We start from the raw sequence: 19,012 nt of genomic DNA on the forward strand, positions 1-19,012 counted from the left end.
CGCGCCTGACTGACCTCGCACATGAGTTGCTGATGATTGGAGTCGCTGATGTCCTGGTTTAAACAGCCGCGCACGCTGGAAGTTACCGGCAAGGCGCTGCCGCAATGGGCGGGCGGACCGCTGTTCGTCGTCTGCCGGCTGTCGGGAAAGGAGAAGCTCGGCCGTCTGTATGACTACGACGTCGACGTGAGCACCATCGATGACGCGGCGCTCAGCGTTATCGAGGCGCAGCAGTTGGTCGATGTCGATGCGCTGATCGGCAAGGAAATCACCGTCCGCATCGCCATCGAAGGCAGCGGGACTGCGGAGCCAGGCCGCACGGGCGGGGCGGAAAACTTCGGCGCGCACGTGCGCAAGCTGACAGGCCTGATCGTTTCGGCGCAGTGCGTCGGCGCGGATGACCGGCGTGCGTTCTACCGGCTCAGGATTCGCCCCTGGCTATATCTCGCCACGTTGAACCGAGACAGCCGGGTCATGCAAAACAAGGACGTGACAGAGATAACACGGGAGGTACTGCTGAAATACCCGTACCCGTTCGACATGCGTCTGGCCGGTCCCGGCGCGGCGCGGCGCCCCTACCCGAAGCGCGAATATCAGCGACAGTGGTGGGAGTCGGATTTCGCATGGCTGTCGCGCTTGTGGCAGGAATGGGGCATCACGTTCTTCTTCAGCGAGAGCACTCTGGTTCTGTGCGACTCACCCGGCGGCTATAAGAAACACCCGGCCGCCTACCAGACGCTGCGCTTTCTCGACCGCGACGGCCAGCGCATCGACGAAGAACATGTCCACGCCTTTCGCATCGCCCGGCAACTTACAACGGGCCAGGTGACGCTGGTCGACTACGACTACACGCAGTCGCTTGCCGACCTTGCGGTTGACGAGGCGAACCCTAGCCAGCGCTCATTCGACAACGCCGAGGAATACGCGTGGGGCGACTATTCGCAGCCGATGGAAGGACCGAACGGCGTCAATCCTTCGTGGCGGAACGATCCCGACTTCGACAGCAGGCACCTCGCGCGCGTGAAAGTCGAGGCGCACCGTTCGAAGAGCCTGCGCGCGAAAGGCAAAGGCAACCTGCGCGGACTGATGACGGGCTATACGTTTGCGCTCGAACGCTATCCGCTGACGCCCGGCAACGGCGAGTATCTGGTCGTGTCGACCGACACCAAGATCGTCAACAACGACACTGTCACCCAGCACGGCGGCTTAATCCGCCAGTACCACTGCGATACGAGGTTTACGGCAGTACCCGCCGCGACGTTCTTCCGTACGCCGCAAAAAGCGCGGAAGCCCCGCGCCTATGCCGAGGCGGCCATCATCACGGGTTATGGGGAGGAACCAACCTTCTGTGACCAGTATGGGCGCGTCAAAGCTCATTTCGTCTGGGACAGGATCGGTGCGAAAAACCAGGACGCAAGCTGCTGGCTACGGGTCGCGTCGCCGTGGCATGGCGCCGAACACGGCGCCATGTGGCTGCCACGCGTCGGACATCATGTACTGGTGGGCTACTACGACAGCGACCCGGACCGGCCCTACATCATGTCCGAGCACACGACCGAGTTGCATCAGGCGCCGTGGGCCTTGCCGAAGAACGACGCGCTGTCGGGCTGGCGCAGCCAGGAACTGAAAGGCCAGTCGGCGAACAGTGTCGTGACGGACGACACGCCCGGACAGTTGCAGGTTCAGGTGGCAAGCGACCACGCGCAGTCGCGGCTCGTGCTTGGCTATAACACGCGCATCGACGGACATGAAGGACGCGACAACGCGCGCGGTGAAGGCTTCGAACTGGCAACCGAAGCACATGGCGTCGTGCGTGCAAATCGGGGCATCCTGGTGACGACCGAAACGCGAGCCGGAGCAATGTCGCCCGTCAAGGACATGGGTGAGACCGTACAACGCCTGACGCAGGCGCGCGAGCAGCATGAAGACCTCGCGCAGCTTGCGCAGCGGCACAACGCGCAACCCGCTGAAGCGAACCAGAACGACGCGACCGGCGCGATCGGCACACAGAACAACGCGATCAAAGGCGGTACAAGGATCCGCGAAAATCCGTCGCCGGAAATGACCCGTCCCGACCTGCTAATGGCAAGCAGCGCGGGCATCGCGACCTCGGCAGCCGACAATACGCACATGGCAAGCGCGAATGATCACGCAGTCACGGCGGGCCGCGATGTGAGCGTGTCGTCGGGGCGGTCGTTACTCGCCTCGGTGCGCGGCGCGATCTCCCTGTTCGCTTACCACCTGGGCATGAAGCTGATCGCGGCGAAAGGCAGGATAGACATCCAGGCGCAAAGCGATGAGCTGGCGCTTGCGGCGCTCAAGGACGTTACCGTTAGCAGCGCGGACGGCAAGATCATCCTCACCGCATCGAAGGAAGTCTGGATTGGCGCCGGCGGTTCGTACATTCAGATCAACGCAGGCGGCATTATCAACGGCTCACCCGGGCCGATTCTCGAAAAGACCCCTTCCTGGGAAAAACCGGACGCATCGTCGATGCGCGCGCCACTGCCAGTCCTTCCGCTCGCCCCGCTCGCTCAGAATCCGACCGACATTTATACGCAGATGTTCGACGTCGGTACCGTTGTCAGGAATCGTGGCATCGGCCCCAAACTGGCTGACCGTCCCTATCGCATTTATCTACCGGACGGCACGATCCAGCAGCAAGGCATGCTGACGGACGGGGCCACGCTGGCCGTTACCACGTCGGTATCGACCAAGGTGAAGTGCGAAGTCGGCGCGGGCGACTGGCGCATCGCGGAGGACGCTTACGACCACGGCGAGTCCGACGGTAGCGACACGTCTGCGTGAGCGCGCATGCAAACGCAGAACGAACTGACTAGAACCTATGGCCCATCACCAGCATCCAGCAAGCCAGCCGAAGGCATCGGCCGCCCCTTACGTGCAAGTTACCCTCGTCTTTCGCGATGTTCTGCAAAAACCCATTGAAGGGCTGTCAGTCCAGATCAAGGCCGGTACGGGCGCGCAGCCCGCTCCCCAATGGACGACAGGAGCGGGCACAGACGCCGACACCGCATCCGCACCGGCCGTTCCCCTCGCACCCGTCTCTACGGCGCCGCCGCCCGCGGTTGCGAACAGCATTCAGGCAACAACGGACAAAGACGGCTATGCGGTCACGATTCGCAATGCCGCACGCAACCAGCAGATTGATGTGCTCGTGAAGAACCGTCGCGGCGAATTCGTCTGGAAGGCAACGGTTACGCCGAAGAAGGACATCAGCGTATTCACGGTCACGAGCCCTGAGTACCACCTGGAAGCCACGACGAAGCTGACGCCCAAAGAGGAATTTGAGCAGGATCTGAATCTTCCCTTCGTCAAACCAGGTGAAGTCATGACGATCGAGCGGCTCGTGAAAGAGTTCGGGCCGTATATTGGGTGGTCGCAGAAAGTCACCGAGCAGGGCAAGGTTAAAAAGGATACCCCGACTCGCCATAAGGAAACCACTGTCGACGACAAGACGAAAAAGAAAAAGACGACCGTGACCATCGAACACCACTACAAGGTTGTCGATACTGGCAAGCCGGCCACTGTCGCATTCAACGTACTCGGTTCAAAGCTCAACTATCCCAAAACGCTGGAGATAAGCGAAAGGAAATACGCCGAAGCCGCGAAGGCTCTCGGTTGTGAGGCGGCGGCCATCAAGGCAGTCGCGATGACCGAAAGCCAAGGGGCAGGGTTTTGCGACAACGGATTACCTAAAATTCTCTACGAACGCCACGTCTTTTTTCGATCTCTCCTGCCAAAGGACAAGCAAAATGAAAAGACGAGTTTATTAAAGAAGGAAGCCAATCCCTTCCCCGCATTTCCTAATCTTTGTCTGCCCATTCCAGGAGGATATACGGCTGGGGAAACTGACGACCGTGGCTGGTCGCATAGCGACGAGAAGGTAATGCATCAATATGAACGCTTTATTCAGGCATGCGCTTTGAATCGTGACGCCGCGATAATGGCATGTTCATGGGGAGCTTTTCAGGTACTGGCCTTTTTCTACAAAGAATTGGGGTACACAAGTCCCACGGAATTGGCCAACCTCGCCATGCAGGGCGTTGATGAGCAATTCGATCTTTTTATTGCCTACGTCAACATGAACGATTCAGCCAAAAAGGCCCTGAAAAAGAAGGACTGGAAGTCTTTTGCATATTATTATAATGGCCACAGCTATCCTAAAAAATATCCGGATAAGATGAGCAAATTTTATGAAAAATTCAAATAGAATATTTTTTATATTTATTACACTCTGCCTCATTATGCCTTTCTGCCGGATGGCAACAGCAGGTGTCGCGACAACATACGACGAACTGAATTTAGTAACATATCAGTCGGGACAGGATATCGTCGGTTATTACCGCGCTCACGAGCCTCCATTCTCGTGCGAGTTCCTGTTTATGGCGAATCGGGATCATGGAGTAAAAAGTGCGGACGGAACAGAGGCGTTGCAAATGAAAACGTTCGATTTCGTTCCTTATAAAAATACCTTCTCTTATGCTCAGCGTGACCCACGGGCAGAAATCGGCGGAACGCTATACCTGCGCGACAATGAAATCGCCCTGAAAACAGATCATCCACACGGAGGATGTCAGAGTGCAGCGGGATTATTCAACGCGGCGCCCGGAGAACGCGGGGGAAGTCAATATTCGGCGACCAAACGGTTCGACGCGGTCGGCATCGCCGTTTCCGTCGAGAAATCCTATTTTTATGAAAAACCGGGTATTGGCAGACGGCGACAATATATATTGCCAGGAGATCTTGTCACACTACTTAGCCGACGCAATGGTTATTCGTATGCGCGGTACGTTAATCCCGATATGGCGATTGATGAAACAGACTCCCGCAAGGTCGTATCAGGATGGCTTCGCAACAGCGATCTGGCCAACCCCTTCCCTGCTTCTCCGGCAATCGAGTTGATGCGGAGTAGCAAGAAAGAGCGGCGAGATAATGACTGATTCGGTCCGGCTCGGATGGCGCCATCGTGGGTTCAGTGCACACCTCGGCATTTTTTAGAAATTTCGCATCTGTCATGATGAATTGGCCAAAAAAAAGCTTTGATTGCCTTGCGTGCGGGGCAGCGGTTCGACCTGCCCCGCACGCCGGTCAGACAACCCGTCAGACGAGCCGCGTCAGACTTGAAACATCGGTGTTGCTGACGCGTGGCGCGCCAATGTTTTACCGAACCCAGGGGCATGCTCTCGTTGCAAGCTTCACGCTCTGTCGAGCCCGCGAGCCATGCGACCGAACAGCAGAAACGTCGCGAACAAAGGGCAGCCGCAGCCGATTCATGGAAGTATCGCGGAGGGGTTTCGCAGACACGCTGGAATTGAGAGAGGCACTAACCGGCGACGCGACAAACGAAGCAAGACAAATCTTTGCGACGCTAACAGGACCGATCGAACTGGAACAGAGGGAAGGCGCTCACTTCGCGCCTTATGACGACATTTCCGAACGGCTGCTCGTCTGTGCTGCCGGAAATGTGTCTTTTGTGTTGGTTGCGGGGGTAGGATTTGAACCTACGACCTTCGGGTTATGAGCCCGACGAGCTGCCAGACTGCTCCACCCCGCGTCAGAGAAAACGGATTGTATAGAGATGTTCGCAATACGTCAAACAGTCGCACGAATTATTTCGCGCTCGTGAAATGACTCAAAGATCCTGGACCGTTGCGCCTTCCACTTTACCGTCGATGATATCCGCGCCGTACTGGCTCGCGCTGCGTTTAGCCACGCCGAAATCGGAGAACGTGGCCGGCAGCACGAGACGAAACACGCGGCTCGCCGTCGAGCCGCTGATCGCGCCAGGCCGGCAGACGCGCACCGCGACGTCGTAACCTTCGGCGTGACGCTTGTGGCCGTCGAATTTGTCGAACGTCCGCGAAAACACTAGCGGGTGCACTTCGAAGTCCTTATAAAGTGCTGGGTAAAGTTCAGCCATGATGCCTCCCCGATGCGCAAGAGTGCGAGTGTGTGTGATCCCACTATACGCCGCGGCACGAGCGATCCGCCCTTTTATTTTCTATGCCGCGGCGGGGCCATTTTCACGGCCCCTCTTTCGCGCGATAAGATGCGGGACTATTGGAATTACGCAAGCTGGAGAGAATGCCATGAAAATTGCCACCTGGAACGTCAACTCCCTCAAAGTCCGCCAGCAACATGTGATCGACTGGCTCGAAACCACCGGCACCGATGTACTGTGCCTCCAGGAATTGAAGCTGCCGGACGAAAAATTCCCGCGCGCCGAACTCGCGGAGAAAGGCTACCGGAGTTGGTTCGCGGGGCAGAAGACCTATAACGGCGTCGGCATTCTGGTGCGCGACGGCCTGACGGTCGATGAAAGCAGCATCGTGCGCAACATTCCCGGCTTCGAAGATCCGCAGCAGCGCGTGATTGCCGCGACCATCGAAGACACGCGCGTTATCTCCGCCTATTTTCCGAACGGCCAGGCGCCGGGCACCGACAAGTTCGCGTACAAGCTGCGCTGGCTCGCCGCGCTGCACGACTGGATCGCGAGCGAGATGGCGTTGCACCCGAAGCTCGCGCTGCTGGGCGACTACAACATCGCGCCGGAAGATCGCGACGTGCACGACCCGAAAGCGTGGGAAGGCCAGAATCTGGTGTCGCCCGAAGAACGCGCCGAGTTCGTGCGGCTGATCGGACTCGGCCTCGTCGACGCGTTCCGCCGGTTCGAGCAGCCGGAGAAGATCTACTCGTGGTGGGACTACCGGATGATGGCGTTCCGCCGCAACGCCGGGCTGCGCATCGATCACATTCTGCTGTCGAAAGCGCTGGCCGAAGTGTGCTCTTCGTGCGACATCGACAAGGTGCCGCGCAAATGGGATCAGCCGTCGGACCACGCGCCGGTCGTCGCGCAACTGGGCTGACGGCCGGCTGGTTGAACCTCGCACGCTGAGCCGTTGCGCTGCTCGCTGTCACCCAGGCAAGACCACAAGAACTCGAGGACGAGGGCGTCCTGCGCCGCCATGTGCAAGCCGTCCGCCGCTCCGTGGCCGCCCTCCTTGTCCTCGAAGTACCAGACGTTGCCGGCGCCGAGCGCCTGCATTCGCGCGGTCATTTTTCGGGCATGGCCGGGGTGCACGCGGTCGTCGCCGGTGCATGTCGTGAACAGCACGGGTGGATACGTGCGCTCAGCCGACAGTTGATGATAGGGCGAATAGGCGGCCAGTACCCTCGCCTGCTCGGGGACATCCGGATCGCCGTATTCTTCGAGCCATGACGCCCCGGCGTGCAGAAAATGGTAGCGGCTCATGTCCAGAAGCGGCACCTGGCTGACCACGGCGCCGAACAACTCGGGCCGTTGCACCATGCACGCCGCCACCAGTAAGCCACCGTTGCTGCCGCCCCGGATGCCCAGTTGCGCCGGCGTCGTCACCCCAGTATCGATGAGCGCCTGTGCGACAGCGATGAAATCGTCGAACGCGCGCTGGCGGTTTGGACCCATCGCCGCAGTATGCCAGGCGGGCCCGAACTCGCCGCCGCCGCGAATATTCGCGACCACGTAGACACTGCCGCGCTCCAACCATCCGACACCGATCCCGCTCATGTAGCCCGGCGTCAGCGCGATTGAAAAACCGCCATAGCCGTTTAGCAGACACGGGCGCGTTTGCTGTCCGGGCTCACGCGGCCCGATCAGGGTATAGGGTACCCGGGTGCCGTCTGCCGAGATCGCATGGGCGCGCGTCACGGCGAAACGCGTGGCATCGAAACTGGCAGGGAATTGATCGATCAACTCCCACTGCGAGAGATCGTCCTGCATCAGATCGACAATCCAGCAGCCGCCGGGCTGAAGATAGTCCTCGACGCCGACATAGGCCTCGTCGTCCATGGTCGGCTCGATCGGCGAAACACCGATCTGCGCGTTCTCCGGCAATGGAAACTCGCGCGAATCCCACTGCCAGATCCCGTCGCCCGACTGCTTTGCCTGCCACAGTATGGTGCGCTGCTGAACGTCGTCGAGATACGAGACGATTAGCAGGTGCCGTGTGAACGAGTAGCCGCAGCCCGACGTTGTCGGCGTGGGCACGAAGAGGGGCACGCAATCCCGCTCGCCGCGCAGGAATGCCGCCTCGCGAATGGCCAGCAACGCGCCGCCCGCGTAGGTCACCTCATCGCAGTCCCAGGGGAGGCGCGGCTGAAAAAGCAGCCATCCGTCCCACACGCCGACTGCAACATGTGCCGGCACGTCGAAGCGCTGCCACTGCCGCGCCTCGTCGAGATAATAGGTATCCGAATCAAATGAATCGACACTGACGAATAGCGCATGGCGCCGTTCGATGGGATCGTAATCTGCACCCACCGAGACGTCGTCGAATTCGGCACGGAACACGACCGGCGCGTCCGTTATCGGTGTACCGCGCGTCCAGCGCCGCACTTCGCGCGGATAGCCGGAACGCGTCAGACTCAACCCGCCATTGTCCCAACCGAGATAGACGGTGTCACGGTCGATCCAGAAAATCGAATGCTTGCCAGGCTCGGGTAACACAAATCCATCGTCGACGAAACGACGTGTCTCGAGATCGAACTCGCGCACGATGACGGCATCCGAACCGCCGGACGAGAGGGAAATCAGCGCCCGGTCGCCATCCGGATAGAGGATCTGCTGATCGGCGCACACCCACTGCGTCTGCTCGTCTTCGCCGAGCGCGTCGAAATCGATCAACGTCTGCCACTCGGCTTGACCGGCACGCCAGCTGGCCCACGAAGTGCGGCGCCAGATCCCTTTGGGATTGTGTTCGTCCTGCCAGATATCGTGTGCCCAATCCCGCCAGCGTGCGGGAATGACCGGCGGATCGCGCGGCAAACAGACGGAAGCGAGCCGGTCTTTGAGCGCGTTGAAGCGTGGCCCGCTTCCCCATGCCGCAAGCGTGCGCGCGTTCTGCCGCTCCACCCATTCGAGCACCACGGGGTCGTCGAGCGCTTCGAGCGCGAGGAATGTGTCAGGAGAAAGAGGCCAGGAAAACGATGTCGGCATAACGGTTCCCGAAATAGAAAGGACAACCGATTATGCCGGTCACTCTAACCGCGGAATCGTGAAGGCGACGACGTGCCGCACCATGCGCGTCAAACGCTCATAGTGCGGGACATCAAGATCAGAATAAATAGGATTACCGCCCCGGCATTCCCATCAAGGTTCGAGATTCAGTTCCTGAATCTTGCGCGTAATCGTATTGCGGCCAATGCCGAGGCGTTCCGCCGCTTCCACCTTGCGGCCGCGCGTGAAATCCAGCGCTTCGCGAATCACCGCCGCTTCGAAGCGGCGCGCGAGTTCGTCCATTACATCCGCGGCGTTCTCGCGCAACATGCGCGCGACTTCGGTGCGCAGGCCGCCTTCCCAGGCGCTGACGGCGGTCGCGACCGGCATGCCACCCGCTGCGGCCGGATGCGCTGCGGCACTCGTGCCGTTGACTGGCGCGCCGCCGGCGAGACCCGCCTCGCCCGTACCGATCACCCCGCTCCCACCGCCGGTCAGATCGCTCACGCCGGCTTGCGCGGGTCCGAGGTCGGGCGGCAGGTCCTTGATCTCGATGGTCTGCGCGGGCGCCATCACCGTGAGCCAGTTGGCGAGGTTCTCCAACTGGCGCACGTTGCCCGGAAACGGCAGCGACGCGAGATAGGCCAGCGCCTCTTCGGACACGCGCTTGGGCTCGACGCCGAGATCACGCGCGCTCTTTTGCAGAAAGTGACGCGTGAGCAGCGGAATGTCTTCACTGCGCTCGCGCAAGGCGGGCAAACGCAAGCGGATCACATTGAGGCGGTGATACAAGTCCTCGCGGAACAAGCCTTGACGTACGCGCGACTCCAGATTCTGGTGTGTCGCCGCGATCACACGCACATTGGCGCGCAACGGATTGTGTCCGCCGACGCGATAGAACTGTCCGTCCGACAGCACGCGCAGCAGACGCGTCTGCAAATCGAACGGCATGTCGCCGATTTCGTCGAGAAACAGCGTGCCGTTCTCGGCCTGCTCGAAACGCCCCTGACGCATGGCCTGCGCGCCGGTGAAGGCGCCGCGCTCATGGCCGAACAATTCGGATTCCAACAGATCCTTCGGAATCGCCGCGGTGTTCAGCGCGATGAAGGGACCGTTCGCGCGTGGGCTATGTCGGTGCAACGCACGCGCGACCAGTTCCTTCCCGGTGCCTGATTCGCCGGTAATGAGCACGGTTGCCGCAGAATGGGACAAGCGGCCGATCGCGCGGAACATGTCCTGCATGGCTGGCGCCTGGCCGAGCATTTCCGGTGCTTCGGTAACGCGTTCGTCCCACGTCTGTTCGCCGCGCATGCTTTCGTCCACCGCGCGGCGAATCAGTTCGACCGCCTTGTCGACGTCGAACGGTTTGGCGAGGTATTCGAACGCGCCGCCCTGGAATGCGGCGACCGCGCTATCCAGATCCGAGAACGCCGTCATGATGATGACGGGCAGGCCCGGCACCTTGTCACGAACGGTTTGCAGCAATTCGAGGCCGGAGCCGCCGGGCATCCTGATGTCGGATACCAGCACCTGCGGGCTGTCGTGATCGAGTGCGGCCGACGCCTCGCGCACGTTCGCGAAGCTGCGGGTCGCGAAGTTTTCGCGGGCCAGTGCTTTTTCGAGCACCCAGCGAATCGATTGATCGTCGTCTACTATCCAGATCGGCTTCATATAGGTCGGTCAGAAGTCTTCAAATACGCGTGGGGTTAGCAGTCGAGCGGCAGCAAAATCTGAAACTCGGTGTGGCCCGGCCGGCTATCCACTTCGATCAGACCGTCGTGTTGTTGCACGAAGGTCTGCGCGAGCGTCAGTCCGAGACCGCTACCGTCCTCGCGCCCCGACACGAGCGGATAGAAAATGCGGTCACGGATCTCTTCGGGAATGCCCGGGCCGTTGTCTGTGATATGCAAGTCCAATGCCAGCTTACATAAGCGTTTCGACACCGTAATCTTGCGGGCAATGCGGGTGCGCAATTCGATCCGCGCATCGCCTTGCGAAATACGTTCGCGCAAGGCTTCGGCCGCGTTGCGCACGATGTTCAGGAGCGCCTGGATCAGTTGCTCCTTGTCGCCGCGCAGGTCCGGCACGCTCACGTCGTAATCGCGCTCGATGGTGAGGCCGCGCGGAAACTCCGCGAGAATCACCTGTCGCACGCGTTCGCACACTTCGTGAATATTCACGTCGCCCACGATATGCGGATGCCGGTGCGGTTCGAGCAAACGGTCGACCAGCGTTTGCAGCCGGTCCGATTCCTTGATGATGACCTGCGTATACTCGCGCAGTTCGTCGCGCTGACGCTCGCCGAGTTCGAACTCGAGCAGCTGCGCCGCGCCGCGAATCCCGCCGAGCGGGTTCTTGATCTCGTGCGCGAGATTGCGGATCAGTTGCTTGTTGACCGCCGTGAGGTCGTTGATGCGCTCCTCGCGGTCGGTGCGCAGATGCCGCTCGTTCTCGAACAGTTCGAGCAGCACGTAGTCTTGCGCGCTTTCCAGGAAACCGACGATCGCGTGCACATGCAGCGGCTCGTGGCCCGGACGTTCGAGCACGGCGTCCAGATGCGTCGCGTGAAAACGGTGGGCGGCGATCGCGGAAATGGTCGCGACCAGTTCGTCGGCATTCGAGAAGATGTCCGGCCACGCCATTTGCGTCAGTTGCCGCCGCGAGAGTTCCAGCATCGACTCCGCCGACGGGTTCGCGAACGCGACGCGCAGCGTGCGCTTTTCGAGCACCAGCACGACCGTCGGCAACGCCTCGAAGCCCGGCAGCAAACCGGAGCTGACGAGTTGGGCGTCGTCCGAGAGCGTCGGCTCGTGCGTTTTCCTTGCCTTGATCAGATTCTTAAGAACCATCTTGCAGTCTGGCCGATATGAGATGGTGATAAATCAGGTAGTCCGCCTGCTGTCCTGCTTGATAACGAAAACAATACGACGCAAACGTTGTGCTCGGCCTAACGAAAAAGGGACGGCGCCGCCGTCCCTTCGTGACCGATCGCGAGCGTCGGGCAAAGCACTTCGCCGTGTGAAGGGCGAAGCGCCATTGCCGCTTACAGCGAGTAGTACATTTCGAATTCGATCGGGTGCACCGACTGACGATAGCGTTGCAGCTCGCCCGTCTTCAGTTCGATGTACGCGTCGAGCATCGAATCCGTGAACACGCCACCGCGCGTCAGGAATTCGCGATCGGCGTCGAGCGAATCAAGCGCCTGGTCGAGGCCGGCACACACGGTCGGGATCTTTGCATCCTCTTCCGGCGGCAGGTCGTACAGGTTCTTGTCGGCAGCTTCGCCCGGGTGAATCTTGTTCTGCACGCCGTCCAGACCCGCCATCATCAGCGCGGAGAAGCACAGGTACGGATTCGCCATCGGATCCGGGAAGCGCGTTTCGATACGGCGGCCCTTCGGGTTCGACACGTGCGGAATGCGGATCGATGCCGAACGGTTGCGAGCCGAGTAAGCCAGCTTGACCGGTGCTTCGAAGTGCGGCACGAGGCGCTTGTACGAGTTCGTCGACGGGTTCGTGATCGCGTTCAGCGCGCGAGCATGCTTGATGATGCCGCCGATGTAGAACAGCGCGAATTCCGACAGACCTGCGTAACCGTTGCCCGCGAACAGGTTCGCGCCGTCTTTCCAGATCGACTGGTGAACGTGCATGCCCGAACCGTTGTCACCGACCACCGGCTTCGGCATGAACGTTGCCGTCTTGCCGTACGTGTGCGCGACGTTGTGGATGATGTACTTCATCTGCTGCAGCCAGTCGGCGCGTTGCACCAGCGTCGAGAACTTCGTGCCGATTTCATTCTGGCCCTGGCCCGCGACTTCGTGGTGATGCACTTCGACCGGGATGCCGATCTGTTCTAGCAGCAGACACATTTCCGAACGGATGTCCTGGAACGTGTCGACCGGAGCGACCGGGAAATAGCCGCCCTTCGTGCCCGGACGGTGGCCGGTGTTGCCGCCTTCGAAGTCCAGTGCCGACGACCACGGTGCTTCTTCCGAACCGATCTTGACGAACGTGCCCGACTGGTCCGTGCCCCACTTGACCGAGTCGAAAATGAAGAATTCGGGTTCCGGACCGAAGAATGCCGTGTCGCCGAGGCCCGTGCTCTTCAGATAGGCTTCAGCGCGCTTTGCCAGCGAACGCGGGTCGCGCTCGTAACCCTTGCCGTCCGCCGGTTCGACGACGTCGCAGGTCAGCACGAGGGTCGATTCTTCGTAGAACGGGTCGATGAACGCCGTGTTCGCGTCCGGAACCAGCAACATGTCCGATGCTTCGATGCCTTTCCAGCCGGCAATCGACGAACCGTCAAACGCATGGCCGCTTTCGAACTTGTCTTCATCGAATGCCGACACCGGCACCGAAACGTGTTGCTCCTTGCCGCGCGTGTCGGTGAAACGGAAGTCGACAAACTTGACGTCTTCGTCTTTGACGAGTTGAACGACGTCGGCCACGGATTTACTCATAACCTATCTCCTGATTAACGAATTCGGCGGATTCAGCCGCCGCCCAATCTAGCTGACCCGTCCCGGCGCGTCCACCCCTCAATGGGCAGGAACGAATATAAAAATCTGCTCGGACAAATCGATCGGCACCACTAAAGCAGCTTCTGTGCCATGCATGCGCCAACCCGGCGCAAAACCCGACTGCGCGCGCATTTGCGGGGAATGGGCGCACCGAACGGCATGCAGCCCCGAATTCTTCGAACCTCTTCTCGCACCAGTTTCGTGCATTCGTCAATTCGGTAACAGCCGCCATCTTTATTTTGGTGCATTCCATAGAATTTGCACCATATTTGCGCATTCCTCCGGCCGAGGCGTCCAACCGGCCAGCGCCGTTCGCGCCACGCGTGCGCGCTTCACTCCGCGCGCTAGAATGATCATTTGGTCCGAAGGAGATATGCGCTCATGAGCACGCTCGAACAGTTGTACGCGGTCGCGGACAAGCGCCGCGCCGAGAACCAGTTGCCGTATGCGGGCGCGATATCGCCTGCGGAAGCGTTCGAACTGTTGCAGCTCGATCCGCGCGTGCGCCTCGTCGACGTGCGCACGCGCGCCGAACTCGATTGGGTCGGCCGCCCGGTGATCGGCGACGGACAATATGCGCACGTGGAATGGACGCGCTATCCGGGCGCGGTGCCGAATCAGGAATTCCTCCAGCAATTGAATCAGGTCGCCACGCCTGACACGCCGGTGCTGTTCCTGTGTCGCAGCGCCGCGCGCTCCAAGCTCGCCGCGATTGCGGCCACCCAGGCTGGCTTCAACAAGGCGTACGACCTGCTGGAAGGCTTCGAAGGCGACAAGGACGGCCAAGGGCATCGGAAGACGGTGTCGGGCTGGTGCTTTCGCGGATTGCCGTGGATTGGCGCGTAAATGCAGCATGTGGCGGCTTGATTGCTGCCTGGTTGTTACATTGCCTCTGCCTGCGCTCTTGCCTGATTGCCGCATGCCGCCCCGGCTCGTCGAAACCGGCTCAAGACAGCCCTGTCGAGGCTCGCGCGTGCGGACAAGTGCATCGTCTGCGCTAAATGTGACGCGCCGATGATGCGCCGATGCCACGCCCAGATGGATGACGAGCGCGATAAAAAACGGGCGCCGCAGCGCCCGAACAAATCTGGATGCATGCCGCGCTGATCAGGCGCGCGGTTTCGTCGCCACGGCTGCTGCCGCTGCCTCGGGTTCGACGATATCGCCGCCCAGCAGATGCACACCTTCGCGCAGCTTGACGAATGCCGCTGCCACTGCTTCGGGTTCGCCCTTCACGCCCAGGTCGATATGATGCCGCGCATACACACCGCCGCGTTCCGCATCGCCCACGCTCGGCAGACTGAAGACCCGCACGCCCGGAAAATCGTGTTCGATCTTTTCCATCAGCGGCGTGAGGCGTGACTCCGGCAACTCAAACACCAGTAGCGACTTCTCCGCGTGCGGCATGGCGTGATGCAGATGCGCGTATTGCGTGTCCAGCACCCACTCGATCATCGGCCACGCCATGACGGGGAAGCCCGGCACGAAGTGATGCTGCTGAATCGAAAAACCCGGAATCTTGTTGTACCCGTTCGGAATGATCGACGCACCCTGCGGATAGGTGCCCATATTCAGGCGATGCCGGTTCTCCGGCGACTCCAGATCGAGCGGCGTCGCAGCGTTCGCCGGGTGCATGTCGCGGATCCGCTCCTGAATCAGCTTCGCGGCTTCTGGGTGCAGTTCGAGCGGCACGCCGAGCGCGGCCGCCGCGCATTGGCGCGTGTGGTCGTCCGGCGTGGCGCCGATGCCGCCCGTGGAAAACACGATGTCGCCGGAAGCAAACGTGCGCCGCAGCGTCGCCGTGATGCGCTCGGGGTCGTCGCCGATGTACTCCGCCCAGCCGAGCGACAGCCCACGCGCGCCGAGCAATTCGATAACCTTCGGCAGATGCTTGTCGATACGCCTGCCCGACAGGATCTCATCGCCGATGATGATGACGCCAAATGCCATTGCCGCCTCTTTCGCTTAGTCAGTAATTCATCAGTAAGGAACCGGCGCCGCGTGCCGCACGCCGCCGTGCTCTTCCGCGCGCATGCGTTGCAGCGCGCGCAAACAGTAGTAGCCGAACCACAGCGCCGAAAACACGAGGATGAAGGCATAGATCCAGATCGTCACGGCCGTGACCACCGGAAACAGTACGATCAGCCAGACTGACGACGCCCATAGCAGCGTGGGCAGCGAACCCAGCAAGCCGCTGGCAATGCCGATCAGCAGCAGCGGCAGGCGGAAGCGCCGCACCAGCGCGCGCCGCTCGTCACGCGTGGCATGCAGCGCTAGCGCGTCGTAGCTCATCACGCGATACGTGAGCCACCCCCACAGCAGCGGCGGAATCAGCGCGAAGAACGGCGGCACAAGCCAGAGCGGCAGCGTGACGATCAGCAGCACCAGACACACCAGCGTGGTCCACAACGCCTGCGCGAGGCTACCGTACCACGTTCCGCCGCGGCGCATTTCCAGGCTCGGGAACTGGCGCGCGGACAGGAAGCGGATCACGGCGGGCATCGACAGCGTGGCGATCAGCAGCAGCACCGTGACGACGATCAGCGGAATCGCCATCGCGATCACGATAAACGGCGCGATCGCCGCGTGCAGCGCCGCAAAACCGAGCCAGTCGAACAGATGATAAAGCGTCAGCGTGAAAGACCAGCCTTCGAGCCAGGTGCGGGTCGCGCCGATCAGCGTCTGCCAGGAAAACCACAGGATCACGCCCCACCCGACCGTTGCCGCGAGAAACGGCATGAAGGTCAGCCAGAGCATGCGCGGGTGGAGCGCGCTTGCGAGCGCGCGTCCGAACGAGCGCAACAGATCATTCATGCGAGCCAGTGCCGGTGAACGAAACGATGGAATAGGAAAAACCGCGCGACGATCCGGCCAGGCGGCCCGACGCCCGTCCAATAAGGGGACTTCCTGCGGGGCGTGCGCAAACGTGAACAGGATAAACCACGTGATGCGCCGCCGGGGAAACCGGCGGCGTGGGAGGATGCGAGCTCAAACGGCGGCGGCGTCGTTACTTTCGGTGCGGCGCTTCGGCGAAAGGCGCCCGGCGATGCGCACGAGGGCGAGCCAGTGCTGCGCCCAGAAACCTTCGCCGTAGCGGCGGCCTTCGAGTTGATCGCTGATGCCGGTCGGCTCCATGTCGCGGCTCCAGGACACACTGCGAAACAGCATGTCCCACCACGGAAACAGCACGCCGAAGTTGCAACCGTACTTCAAACCTTCGTGGCCGTAGCCGATCGCATGATGGCGGCGATGAAAGGTCGGACTGACCAGCAGACGCTCACCCAGCCAACCGAAATACAGACGGATATTCGCGTGCTGCACGCTCTGCGCGAGATTCGTAATGGCCACCAGTACGACGAACTGCGACGGCGGCACACCGATCACCAGCGCGATCACCGCGAAAAACGAAGCCTGCAGCAGATCGTCGAGCAGATGGTTGCGGTCGTCGGACCACAGCGACATCTGCTGCTGGCTGTGGTGCACCGCATGCAGTTCCCACCACACGCCGATCCGGTGCTCCCAACGGTGATACCAGTAACCGGCGAAGTCGAGCACGAGCAGATACATCACGAACGTGACGAGCGGCTGCGTGGTGACGCCCGGCCACAGATTGTCGAACTCGATATTCGAAATGTTGTGCAGCCGCAGCCACGCCTGCACATTGTCGAAGAACGGCTGCAGCGCGAAAAAAAAGAACAGGTTGAGAATGCCGAGCTTGGCGATCCACGTGTAGATCACATCGACGCGCACCGCCTTGCGGTTCTCCCACTGCTCCACCGGACGCAACGCTTCGAGCGGGCGCAGGATCGCGTACATGGCCAGCACTTCGAAGACGCCCACGATCACCCAGTACAGGCTGTCGTAGGTGTCTTCGTCGTAGTCCATCAGATTGAAGCGGAACAGCAGCGGCTGCACCACGTCGACGTACAGCAACGTCTGCACGGCTGAGACGAAGCTGTCGAGGGAAGAAAAAATCAGATGGAACATGGTGCTGGCCTGTTACTTCATCCGTGACGGTTCGCCTGGTGCAGCATGAACCCTTGCATCAGGCGCCATTCGGCGCCGTGACCGGCGCGCGATTGAAGAAATAGATGCCGTGCGGCGAACGGCCCACGGCAATCGTCTGGATCAGCTTACGCGTTGTCAGGTCGATGATGCCGACGTGCTTCGCGAAGCGGAACGTAACCCACAGATAGCGTTTGTCGGCGGAAAGTTCCATGTCGTCGGGTCCGGGCATCAAACCCGTGATGTCGCCGACGTTGGTGAGCGCATCTTCGTCGATGATGCTGATGGTGCTCGCCACCCGGTTCGACACCGCGACGTGCTTGCCGTCGGCCAGCGAGCGGAAGTTATGCGCGCCGTTGCCCGTGTGGATCGTCTTGATGACCTTCTGGTTGCGCCAGTCGACCACCGCCACGTAATCCGCGCCCGTCATGCCGACCAGCAGGTATTTGTCGCCCGGCGTCATCCACAGGCCCGCCGGCACCTTGCCGACTTTCATCTTCCACTTGACGGTCTGCGTGGCGAGATCGATCGCCGCCAGTTCGCCCGATACCTGCAGCGTGACGAAAACCGTTTTGCTGTCTGTCGTGAACGCCATGTGGCTCGGCATGACCGCGAGCGGCAGGCGCGACGCCAGCGTCATCTGGTTCTTCTGGCCGTCGTAATGATAGATGTCGAGACGGTCCAGACGCAGGCCGGTGGTGACCAGCCATTTGCGGTCAGGCGAAAACCCGATCTGATACGGATCTTCGATATTTTCGACCCAGCGCTGCACCTGGCCGGTTTTCGGATCGACGAACATCAGATTGTTCGACACCGAATTCGCCACGATCAACGACGAATTGTCCGGCGTGGCCATCAGATGGTGCGGTTCCTTGCCCGTGGGCACGGTGCCGATCACCTGATGGGTGGTCTCGTCGATCAGGCTCAGCGTGGCTTCGCCGGAATTGAGCACGATCACGTTGTTGGCGTGGGCGGCCGGAGAAAAAAAACCTGCGGCGGCAACCAGTGCCGCACCCGCGGCGAACGTGGCAGTCAAGCCGGGAAGAAAAAATTTGCGCATGAAAACTCACTTCGGAGAACAGCCATCATTGTAGAACGTTTGCCAGGGCCAGCGGTTGACGCAGGTCGGTGTTCGGGCACGAGAGAAATCAGGGGCGCGATGGGCTTTGGCGCCGCCTGGCAAGCAGGCCGGCGCCATCCTCGCTCACGTCGTTCCGAAACAACGGGCAATGATTATCAGGCTTGAAGTCTTAAATCTCATTCAAAGCATGTGAATACGAGAACAGACTTAAATTGAAAACATAATTGCCAGAATATCTAGGATCATTCTTTGGTTGATTCATTTTCCCACACCGGTGAATCGACAGTTACGCTCACAAAAAGAATTTTCCTCGCTGACTTCGCGATTTAACTGACCTCTCTGCGTTTCGCAGGATTGGACAATCCCGCAGCCTCATCGCCCACGCGATCAACCCAGTGGACGCAGGCATGAC

The 19,012-nt window shown here is 60.6% G+C and carries 14 protein-coding genes and 1 tRNA gene; 5 read left to right on the plus strand and 10 right to left on the minus strand.

Annotation, left to right across the window (positions count from 1 at the left end):
- Window positions 1-48 precede the first annotated feature (48 nt).
- Genes NE850_RS01660 through NE850_RS01670 form a run of 3 tightly spaced genes read left to right on the plus strand, consistent with a single transcriptional unit; the run spans window position 49 to window position 4,961 of the window.
- The gene (locus NE850_RS01660; protein WP_007181261.1) at window positions 49-2,808 is read left to right on the plus strand and encodes a type VI secretion system Vgr family protein; all 2,760 of its coding nucleotides are present in this window, start codon (window positions 49-51) and stop codon (window positions 2,806-2,808) included.
- Between the two features lie 37 nt (window positions 2,809-2,845).
- Window positions 2,846-4,231 (plus strand): N-acetylmuramidase domain-containing protein, encoded by a 1,386-nt coding sequence (locus NE850_RS01665; protein ID WP_007181260.1) that lies wholly within the window; start codon window positions 2,846-2,848, stop codon window positions 4,229-4,231.
- The gene (locus NE850_RS01670; protein ID WP_310698373.1) at window positions 4,215-4,961 is read left to right on the plus strand and encodes a hypothetical protein; all 747 of its coding nucleotides are present in this window, start codon (window positions 4,215-4,217) and stop codon (window positions 4,959-4,961) included. The genes NE850_RS01665 and NE850_RS01670 overlap by 17 nt, the downstream gene beginning before the upstream one ends.
- A gap of 537 nt (window positions 4,962-5,498) precedes the next feature.
- Here NE850_RS01670 and NE850_RS01675 read toward each other — a convergent pair.
- Both NE850_RS01675 and NE850_RS01680 read right to left on the minus strand, forming a co-directional pair.
- A tRNA-Met gene (locus NE850_RS01675) sits at window positions 5,499-5,575 on the minus strand.
- 78 nt (window positions 5,576-5,653) lie between these two features.
- On the minus strand, window positions 5,654-5,941 hold the full coding sequence (locus tag NE850_RS01680) for a hypothetical protein (protein ID WP_007181258.1): 288 nt from the start codon (window positions 5,939-5,941) through the stop codon (window positions 5,654-5,656).
- A gap of 169 nt (window positions 5,942-6,110) precedes the next feature.
- On the opposite strand from NE850_RS01680, the gene xth reads away from it, so the two are divergent.
- On the plus strand, window positions 6,111-6,887 hold the full coding sequence (xth, locus tag NE850_RS01685) for an exodeoxyribonuclease III (RefSeq protein WP_007181257.1): 777 nt from the start codon (window positions 6,111-6,113) through the stop codon (window positions 6,885-6,887).
- Here xth and NE850_RS01690 read toward each other — a convergent pair.
- The 4 genes from NE850_RS01690 to glnA form a co-directional block, all read right to left on the minus strand.
- Window positions 6,845-8,995: a prolyl oligopeptidase family protein gene (locus tag NE850_RS01690; protein WP_007181256.1), complete on the minus strand. Its 2,151-nt coding sequence runs from the start codon at window positions 8,993-8,995 to the stop codon at window positions 6,845-6,847. The genes xth and NE850_RS01690 overlap by 43 nt on opposite strands.
- Window positions 8,996-9,148: 153 nt before the next feature.
- The gene (ntrC, locus tag NE850_RS01695) at window positions 9,149-10,666 is read right to left on the minus strand and encodes a nitrogen regulation protein NR(I) (protein ID WP_007181255.1); all 1,518 of its coding nucleotides are present in this window, start codon (window positions 10,664-10,666) and stop codon (window positions 9,149-9,151) included.
- Between the two features lie 35 nt (window positions 10,667-10,701).
- Window positions 10,702-11,844: a nitrogen regulation protein NR(II) gene (gene glnL, locus NE850_RS01700; RefSeq protein WP_007181254.1), complete on the minus strand. Its 1,143-nt coding sequence runs from the start codon at window positions 11,842-11,844 to the stop codon at window positions 10,702-10,704.
- Between the two features lie 194 nt (window positions 11,845-12,038).
- Window positions 12,039-13,454 carry a type I glutamate--ammonia ligase gene (glnA, locus tag NE850_RS01705; protein ID WP_007181253.1) on the minus strand — a complete coding sequence of 472 codons (1,416 nt, stop codon included), beginning with the start codon at window positions 13,452-13,454 and terminating at the stop codon, window positions 12,039-12,041.
- A gap of 441 nt (window positions 13,455-13,895) precedes the next feature.
- Between glnA and NE850_RS01710 the strand changes: the two genes are divergently transcribed.
- The gene (locus NE850_RS01710; RefSeq protein WP_007181252.1) at window positions 13,896-14,360 is read left to right on the plus strand and encodes a rhodanese-like domain-containing protein; all 465 of its coding nucleotides are present in this window, start codon (window positions 13,896-13,898) and stop codon (window positions 14,358-14,360) included.
- A 261-nt stretch (window positions 14,361-14,621) separates the two neighbouring features.
- On the opposite strand, the gene NE850_RS01715 is transcribed toward NE850_RS01710, so the two are convergent.
- The 4 genes from NE850_RS01715 to NE850_RS01730 all read right to left on the minus strand — a co-directional run bounded on the left by NE850_RS01715 (window position 14,622) and on the right by NE850_RS01730 (window position 18,579).
- On the minus strand, window positions 14,622-15,464 hold the full coding sequence (locus NE850_RS01715) for a molybdopterin-binding protein (RefSeq protein ID WP_007181251.1): 843 nt from the start codon (window positions 15,462-15,464) through the stop codon (window positions 14,622-14,624).
- 30 nt (window positions 15,465-15,494) lie between these two features.
- Window positions 15,495-16,328 carry an EI24 domain-containing protein gene (locus tag NE850_RS01720; protein WP_007181250.1) on the minus strand — a complete coding sequence of 278 codons (834 nt, stop codon included), beginning with the start codon at window positions 16,326-16,328 and terminating at the stop codon, window positions 15,495-15,497.
- 174 nt (window positions 16,329-16,502) lie between these two features.
- Window positions 16,503-17,501 (minus strand): sterol desaturase family protein, encoded by a 999-nt coding sequence (locus NE850_RS01725; RefSeq protein ID WP_007181249.1) that lies wholly within the window; start codon window positions 17,499-17,501, stop codon window positions 16,503-16,505.
- Between the two features lie 58 nt (window positions 17,502-17,559).
- Window positions 17,560-18,579 (minus strand): beta-propeller fold lactonase family protein, encoded by a 1,020-nt coding sequence (locus NE850_RS01730; protein WP_007181248.1) that lies wholly within the window; start codon window positions 18,577-18,579, stop codon window positions 17,560-17,562.
- Between the last annotated feature and the right edge of the window lie 433 nt (window positions 18,580-19,012).

Source organism: Paraburkholderia sp. USG1, assembly GCF_031570135.1.
GTDB classification, from domain to species: Bacteria; Pseudomonadota; Gammaproteobacteria; order Burkholderiales; family Burkholderiaceae; genus Paraburkholderia; species Paraburkholderia dioscoreae.

Bases quoted from the DNA above. Each gene is read 5' to 3' on its own strand.
- NE850_RS01660 (WP_007181261.1), top strand. From the start codon at position 49: ATGTCCTGGTTTAAACAGCCGCGCACGCTGGAAGTTACCGGCAAGGCG.
- NE850_RS01665 (WP_007181260.1), top strand. From the start codon at position 2,846: ATGGCCCATCACCAGCATCCAGCAAGCCAGCCGAAGGCATCGGCCGCC.
- NE850_RS01670 (WP_310698373.1), top strand. From the start codon at position 4,215: ATGAAAAATTCAAATAGAATATTTTTTATATTTATTACACTCTGCCTC.
- NE850_RS01680 (WP_007181258.1), bottom strand. From the start codon at position 5,941: ATGGCTGAACTTTACCCAGCACTTTATAAGGACTTCGAAGTGCACCCG.
- xth (WP_007181257.1), top strand. From the start codon at position 6,111: ATGAAAATTGCCACCTGGAACGTCAACTCCCTCAAAGTCCGCCAGCAA.
- NE850_RS01690 (WP_007181256.1), bottom strand. From the start codon at position 8,995: ATGCCGACATCGTTTTCCTGGCCTCTTTCTCCTGACACATTCCTCGCG.
- ntrC (WP_007181255.1), bottom strand. From the start codon at position 10,666: ATGAAGCCGATCTGGATAGTAGACGACGATCAATCGATTCGCTGGGTG.
- glnL (WP_007181254.1), bottom strand. From the start codon at position 11,844: ATGGTTCTTAAGAATCTGATCAAGGCAAGGAAAACGCACGAGCCGACG.
- glnA (WP_007181253.1), bottom strand. From the start codon at position 13,454: ATGAGTAAATCCGTGGCCGACGTCGTTCAACTCGTCAAAGACGAAGAC.
- NE850_RS01710 (WP_007181252.1), top strand. From the start codon at position 13,896: ATGAGCACGCTCGAACAGTTGTACGCGGTCGCGGACAAGCGCCGCGCC.
- NE850_RS01715 (WP_007181251.1), bottom strand. From the start codon at position 15,464: ATGGCATTTGGCGTCATCATCATCGGCGATGAGATCCTGTCGGGCAGG.
- NE850_RS01720 (WP_007181250.1), bottom strand. From the start codon at position 16,328: ATGAATGATCTGTTGCGCTCGTTCGGACGCGCGCTCGCAAGCGCGCTC.
- NE850_RS01725 (WP_007181249.1), bottom strand. From the start codon at position 17,501: ATGTTCCATCTGATTTTTTCTTCCCTCGACAGCTTCGTCTCAGCCGTG.
- NE850_RS01730 (WP_007181248.1), bottom strand. From the start codon at position 18,579: ATGCGCAAATTTTTTCTTCCCGGCTTGACTGCCACGTTCGCCGCGGGT.